Source organism: Methylomonas sp. PHL2-19, from assembly GCF_059331595.1.
The window spans coordinates 1-7,326 of the sequence record NZ_CP196840.1 but is presented as its reverse complement, the minus strand read 5'-3'; the positions used below and the strand labels follow the sequence as shown (position 1 = coordinate 7,326).

General features: G+C 54.1%; 3 protein-coding genes. All 3 read right to left on the bottom strand.

Annotation, left to right across the window (positions count from 1 at the left end; genetic code table 11):
* Positions 1-45: 45 nt before the first annotated feature.
* On the bottom strand, positions 46-543 hold the full coding sequence (locus ACR02O_RS23190; RefSeq protein ID WP_415878823.1) for an Imm26 family immunity protein: 498 nt from the start codon (positions 541-543) through the stop codon (positions 46-48).
* A gap of 22 nt (positions 544-565) precedes the next feature.
* Positions 566-6,574, bottom strand: a complete 6,009-nt coding sequence (locus ACR02O_RS23185; protein ID WP_494523483.1) for an RHS repeat-associated core domain-containing protein — start codon at positions 6,572-6,574, stop codon at positions 566-568.
* A 152-nt stretch (positions 6,575-6,726) separates the two neighbouring features.
* Positions 6,727-6,978, bottom strand: a complete 252-nt coding sequence (locus ACR02O_RS23180; RefSeq protein WP_445369942.1) for an RHS repeat domain-containing protein — start codon at positions 6,976-6,978, stop codon at positions 6,727-6,729.
* Between the last annotated feature and the right edge of the window lie 348 nt (positions 6,979-7,326).

Below are 7,326 nucleotides of genomic sequence, written 5' to 3'. Positions count from 1 at the left end.
TTCCGACTTACGGCCTCCGTCGGCCTTGTTTTGAATCCGCCCTCTCTAATATCCAGGATAAACGAAATCATATTCCCCGGTTCGCATCCGATGCGCTATATCAAAAGGATTTACAACCAAACCGATTTCAGCGTTTTGATTGTCGCCCTCTAATTTGCCTACCCGTCTAAATTCCTCATTGATTTTCCAGACATACCAATTATTAGATATTTTCACTGGCTCCTCGCCAAGTTTATGACCATGATCATTGGTGCCTCTGAAAAGCGCATTGACTTCGCCATCAAATGGTACTTTACCTACCTTCTCCCAAACGCCCAACTTGACACCCAAATTAGTCACACAGTGGGCATAAAAGATAACTTCATCTTTAACAATTTCGGCCAAGTTAGGCTTTTCGTCAATAGGGTACGTTTTTTTAAACGCCCTAATGACATCACTGTTTAGCTGTGTCAGATCATTAGCAATATATTGAAAGTATTGCTTAGTTCTGTCGTCGACTTTGACGCAAAATATATCCCCGATTTTAGTAACGACTCTTGCCATAATAATCCATACTGCATTGCTTTTAATTTTTACCGGGAGCAATCGAATTGATTTTATTCAAAAGCTGTCCACCATCTTTTCCTAAACCGTATTTATCGATCAACTGTTGTTCAATCACTTTGGCTTCGCTTCTCAATAAATTTACAGCGCCATCGATAACGTCATACCTCAAAAATTCCTTACCTGTTCCTATTGAATTGAGATGTTCGTTAAATCTAATCGCGGCATCTCGCATGGTAATACCGACATATCTAACGACACCGGCCGAATCAAGTCCTTGGTAAACCACGTTGGTCACGCTGTTGGTGACTTTACCCACAGAGCCAATGCCGACAAAATTCATCGCAAAATCGAATTCTTTCTGTACAGTCTCCGGTGTTCTAGTCGACGAATAATTTGCAGGTACCGGCGGAAACGAGGTGAGATCTCCACCAATTTTCCCCGCCAGCATCCTTGCATCAGCCGCAATCAACCCGCTCGGATCATTGCGATTAAACGGATTATTCCCCACATAGGCATACAGATTCAAGCCATCCTGGTAGCCAATCGGATCGGTCTGCAAGAACCGGCCGATGGCGGGCGAGTACATCCGGGCTTTGTAGTAGTACAGGTTGAGCGGGCCAATCAGCTGCTGGCCGGTGTAGCGGAAGCGGACGCCGGTGGTGGCATTCGGTTCGCCGTAAGGGCCGTAGCTCAAGGTGGCGGTACTGGTGCCGGCACTGTTGGCGGTGGCGACGATGCTGCCTTGGTGGTCGCTGTACAACCAGGTTTTGTTGGTGGTGACGGCGCCTTCGTACCAGACTAAGGGTTGGTCAACGCCAGGGCCGTGTACGTAGCGTCTCAGCAGGGTGCCGGTGCTGTTGTATTCAGCCACCAGGTCGCTGCCGTCGTAGCTCAGGTTGGTGACGACGCCCGCCAGGGTGGTTTGACTCAAGCGGCCGGCGCCGTCGTAGGCCAGGCTGTTGGCCGAGCCGGTTTTGTTGGCGCTGGTCAGCTGGTTGTCGAGGTTGTAGGCATAGGTCCACACCCCGTCGCCACCCAGGTTGCCGTTGGCGTCGTAGCTTAAGGTGCTGCCGGCGGCCGTGGCGTATTGGTTCAGGCCGTTGGCGGTGTAGCTCCGAGTACCGTTGGTGTAGCCGGTCCATTGGTAGCTGTTGTTGGTCCAGCTGGCCGCTTTGATGTCTTGCACCTGGTTGCGGGTGTAGCTCCAGGTGTTGTCCTGGGCGGTGCCGGCCAGGTTTTGGGTCAGGCTGGCCAGCGCCGATTGCGCGTCGTAGCCGGTGACGGTGGTGGTGCCGTTACCCAGGGTGACGGTGGTGCGCCGCGACAGGTCGTCGTAGGCATAGCTGGCCAGGCTGACGGTGCCGTTCTCCAGCAGGGCGGTCGGCCGGTTGAGGGCGTCGTAGCTGGCGGTGATGTAGAACGCGGTGGCTTCCGGCCAGGTGGTGCGGGTGCGGTTGCCGGCCGGGTCGTATTGGTAGGCCAGGGTTTTGCCGCCGGCGGTGGTGCTGGTCAGGCGGCCGGCGTTGTCGTAGACGTAGCCGATGGCGTAGCCGGTTTTGTTGGCGGCGGTTTTACGGCCCAACAGGTCGTAACTGAAGCTGATGTTGTCGGCGGCAGTCGGATAGGTCCGGCTCAGCAGACGGTTGAGGTTGTCGTAGGCCAAGGTAATGCTTTGACCGTTACGTTTGCGCAGGCTGGTGACGTTGCTGTTGGCGTCGTAGGCCACCTGTTCGTAGTCGGTGGCCGAGGAGGCGCCGGCGGTGACTTTGTCCGGATACAAGGTTTTCAGTTTCCGGTCGTGACCGTCGTATTGATAGGTGGTCAGCTGGTTTTTGGCATCCTTGACGGTAACGGCCAAGCCGTTGTTGCTGTAGGTGTAGGTCGCATAATTCTGCGCGATACCGGTGCCCACGGCTTTTTTGAGGATCTGGACACTGTCGTCGGCGTTGTAGACGGTCTGGGTGACGCGGTTGCCGCCGTCGGCCGCCGGCAGGTTTTCGGTCAGGGTATTCAGGCGATCCAGGTTGTCGTAGACGTAGTCGGCGACGGTGACCGGTGCGGCCGCGGCCGGACAGGTGGTGTCGGCCGTGGTGGTGCCAGGACCCCAGGCTTTCAGCAGTTTGCCACTCGGGGTGTAGCTGTTGCAGGATACCAGCCATTGGGTACCGATCTGCGCGGCGCTGCGGATCAGGCGGCCGTCGGCGTCGTAAGCTTGCTTGGTCAGTTTACCCAAGGCGTTTGTCAGCTGTATCGGCCGCCGTTGGTTGTCGTAAGCGGTGGCTACGGTGTCGGTGACGTCGGTGCGTGGGCCGTTGACTTGGGTCAGGTTACCGACCGCATCATAAGTATAAGTGCTGGTCAGGTTGAGCTTACCGGTACCGGCATCGGCAACCACGGTTTGCGGCACGTATTTGTTGGTGGCGTTATAGGCCGTGGTGTTGGTGACGCTGTTGGTCGCCGTGGTTTTCTCGGTCACCGCAGTCGGCAAATAAAACGCGGTGTAGCCGGCCGGGGTGAAGCTGGTGTAGGCATAGGTCGTTATAGGGGCTACGCCGGCGGCATCCACGGGACGAGTGATGGTGAAAGGCAGACCTTGCGCGGTGTAGGTGTAGCTAGTCACTTTGCCTTTCGGGTCGGTAACGCTAGCCAGGTTGTTGAACGCGCTTTCGTAGGTATAGCTGGTTAGCAGATTGGCCAGTCCGGAACCGGCTTTGGCGACGCGGGTTTCGGTCTTGACGTTGTGGGTGCAGCGTTTGGTGGTGCCGCCGCAGGTGACGTCGTCGTAGGTATAGGTGACGTAGTTGCCTTCGGGCAGGACCGATTTGGTCAAGCGTTCTTGGCCGTCGTAGGTGTTGGTCACCACCTTGCCCAAGGGATTGATGGATTTCAGGACTTTGCCGAAACTATCGTAGTAAGAGACTTTGCTGCCGCCCAAGGGATCCAACTCTTCGGACCGGCTGCCGGCAAAGTAATAGGTGTAAAGCTTGCCGTTGGCGTTGGTTTGGGTTTGTACCCGGCCCAGGCTGTCATAGACGTTGGTCGCGAAAGCCACGGTCGGATTGCTGGGATAGAAGAATTTGGTGATGCGGCCCGGCAGGTCGTATTGGAAGGTGGTGTTTTTCGCGGTGGCGTCGGTAGACGTGATTAAGTTGCCGCTGGCGTCATAGGCATAGCCGATACTGCGGCTACCGTCGCCCACGGCGGTGATCCGGCCCGAGGTGTTGGTCAGGGTCAGGGTTCTGCCTAAGCTGTTTTGCACTTGGGTCAGGTCGTTGCCGGTGTAGGTGAATTTGACCTGCACGCCGCTGGCATGGTTGAAGGTGGCAATCTTGCCGGCTGCGTTGAAGTTGAGTTTGTCCTTGTGCAGAGTTTCATAGCTGTAGGTGTTGTCGGCGTTTTTGATTAAACGCGCAGCGCTGCCCGGAGGCGCGTTGTAGGTACCGTCCGGCAGTTTGACGAACACTTCGCCGTTCAGGCCTTGTTTGACAATCACGGTGTTGCTGAGCAACTGGTCGCCGAACCAGCGTTGGCCGACCGTGGCCACCACCATTTTATCCAGCGGCTTGGCGGCATCGGTCAATAGATCCAGGGACACCAGCTTTTCAACGATGGTATTCACTGCATCCAGCGCCGAGTCTTCACCCAACCCTTGGAAGCCATCGGAGTTAACCACAGCCGTTGAAGCAAAGTTATGGGTCCAACCTTTGCCCAAGGCGCCAGTTTGATTGCGGGCACTGGAGCTATACAGTTTTTGGAAGCTCAGGGCATGAGGAAATGAACCCACACCGGTATTCAGATCATCATGGGCATAAAGGAAGTTTCCTGTGAAAGTGTCGATCGGATCGTTATAGACTCCACTAAAATAACTGCTGATACGTTCCAAACTCAAACCACTAGTATCCGCAGAAGCATTAAATAGGGATGACGATAATGTGTTGATAGAAAAACCGCCCAACAGGCCGCCGCTGATAATCGAACCGATACTGGTCGAACTGCCGGACGCCAGGATATCGAAGTAGCCAACCCCGCTCCAGGAGCCTTCGGCCAAGTTACAACGGGTTGGCAAAATCAACCGGTGACCGGCATTCACGGTATTTTGAAATGATGTCAAATAGGACGCGCACGACACCAGGTTAGGTTGCACCGCCGAGGCATAGTTGGCCGAGGTAGCGTTGAAAATCTTGTCATTGTTGGTTGCCGCAATATCGATCAACTTGACGGTGGATACAGCACCAACCCCTGCAGTCTGTTGTACGGCTGTGGACTCGAAAATACTGGAATGCATCGAGTCGCTGAAGAACACCGCCGCCTCTTTAGCCGCATCAGCTGTTTGGCTGACCACCCCCAGCACGTTGCCTGGTAGGTCGACATAAGGTGCCGTGTTGTAACCGGCGATCCCGATTTGGTGGTGGAACAGGGTATTGGTTTTGGCGATACGGTCAGCCACATAGTCCGCCGCATTCACTTGCGCGATCCAGCTTGAGGACAAAGTCGCCAAACTGGAGCCTAGCACCACTTCAGAGGTGTCGGCATTCCCGGCAGCCTTAGCATCATCTAACCGTTTTTGGTGTAATTCAACTAAACCACGACCCGCCGGCCCCCAACCGTTACCAATCAAAAAGGTTCCGCCGGCTTTGATTTGTTGGGTGAACGCCTGGTTGGCGAAGGTTTGTGCGTAAGCACTATGGGTCACGGTAAAACTGACATTACCCACGGTACCTGGCGTGGTTGCCGTACCCGTCATTTGTGCGACACCGTCCAGCATCAACACCGGTTGATTGGAGCCGTTGTAGGTAATGGTCAGGCGTTTGCCGTAAATCGCGTCCGAGGTGTAGGTTTTATCGATGCCTTGGTATTGGAGTCTCAGCGTAGGCTTGTAATTGGCCGGGACATCCGTGGCCCATTCGGTTAGGGCCACGGTGGTATCTTGGTATGGCAGCACGGTTTGACGCAGATTGCCGCCGCTATGTGGCGTAATGGTCATGCCGCCCACCGCATCATCCAGCGCACCGGCAGGTTGGTTGGTGCGTAAATAATTGGTCAGGTTGGTGGCATAGGTGTTCAAGTTGTTGCGAATATTGGTGCGATTGACCCCCTGGATATAATCTGTCGTTAGGGTCGCGCCGGTTTTCGCTTGTGTCAAATAGGTGGCGGCGTTGTAGCCGCTGGCCGTGGTCAGATTAATCCCGGCCTTAACTGTGTGCGGTTTATAGCTAGGATCGAAGTAGTAATTGGTACCGCCAATATTGACTTTGACCCATACATGATCGAACTTCATGCTGACCAAGGCGGCGGTTGAACCAGGACAACTGCCGGCCGCCGTCGCGGTTACCGAGGCAATCGGCACTTGACCTTGACCCAAAAGATTTAAAACCGCACAGACATTCGAGGTATCAACGCCCAGCCACGTATTGACTTGGGCGGCTGTCAGGTTGACCCGACCCTTGACATAGCTGGCCGTGTATCCGGCTTGCCGCAATAACGACACCATCAGTGTTGCTTGGTCGAAAGCAGTGCCTTGGCTATCAAGGATCGCCCCCACCGCACCTTTTTGCACACCCCACATCGGATAGTATTCGATGTTGTTGCGGACGTATTCGTAGATCAAATCCGGATTATTTTTCAGCGCACGGGCCAATTCGGCAATGGAGGCCGGACCGGTCGGCGCGGTATCGCCGCTGATGCGTAGCGCGCTGGTGGTTAATAGTGTATCGGTGGTCGGTGCTGCTGCTGATTGAGGCTGATTTAAGTCGGCGGGTAAGGCCTGACTTTGTATGGCTTGTTCGGACTCCAGTGGCGTTACCGGCGTGAAAATAGCTCGATTAACGCCGGGCAGCTGCACTGTTTGTCCGCTAGGTGCGGCTACGGCGACCGGCTTTTTAGTTTTACCTCTAACTGATGAAGTCGTCGGCGTATCGGTCACGGCCGGCACTCCCCCGCCAAACGAGATATTACCCTCCGCCTGAACCGTCCCGACCATCAACAGCAAAGCGAGCGAAACTACACTATTTACTTGCCAACGTAACATATCCGTATACTCCATTCGTGCAGGGCCGGTCAGAACTGATCCTTCAAGCCTTTAGATTTAATAAATATTGAATAAAACAAACAGCCGCACTAAGGCTTCGCCTGAGAATAGGCGAAGCCCTCTAACGCAAAAAATCTAGGGAATTTACTCGACTAACTAGGGGCGCCGCTGATCACATAACTACTGCGATTGCCGGCGGCATCGTAGACATAGGCAATCACGACGCCCGTGCTGTAGGCGGCTTGGGTAATACGACCCAGCGTGTCATAGGTGTAGGTAACAGACCCTGCCCAGGCAGGTCCCATCAGACCGGCCAAAAGCAACCCCGCAAAAAAACGCCGCCTGATGGCGGCCATGTCCAACTGAATTTTGGGATTACCCACACGCAACACAGAACTGCTCATCGTTTTCCCTCTTGAGTGATCGTATTTAAAAAATGTATAGCGAAACGCTTTAGAAAACCAGCGCTTGAAGCGGTCCTTCTGTGCCGATAGGTTTTGTTTATTGCCGGCCTACACGCCATACCTACGAGCTAGGTCTGTCGAAAACACGTGAACTTGGTGTGTTTCTAATGCCTGGGGAACAAATTCAATCAAGACTAACCATCTATGCAACTGGGTTTGTAATCTAGCTAAAAATTTCGTACCCTGCAAGCATATTTTAAAAAAAATTACTGCCCGGCCGGTTCAAGATTGAACTTATTGAGAAATTACATAGCACCTCAATTTAGTGAGGCCTTCTCAAGGGTCAAC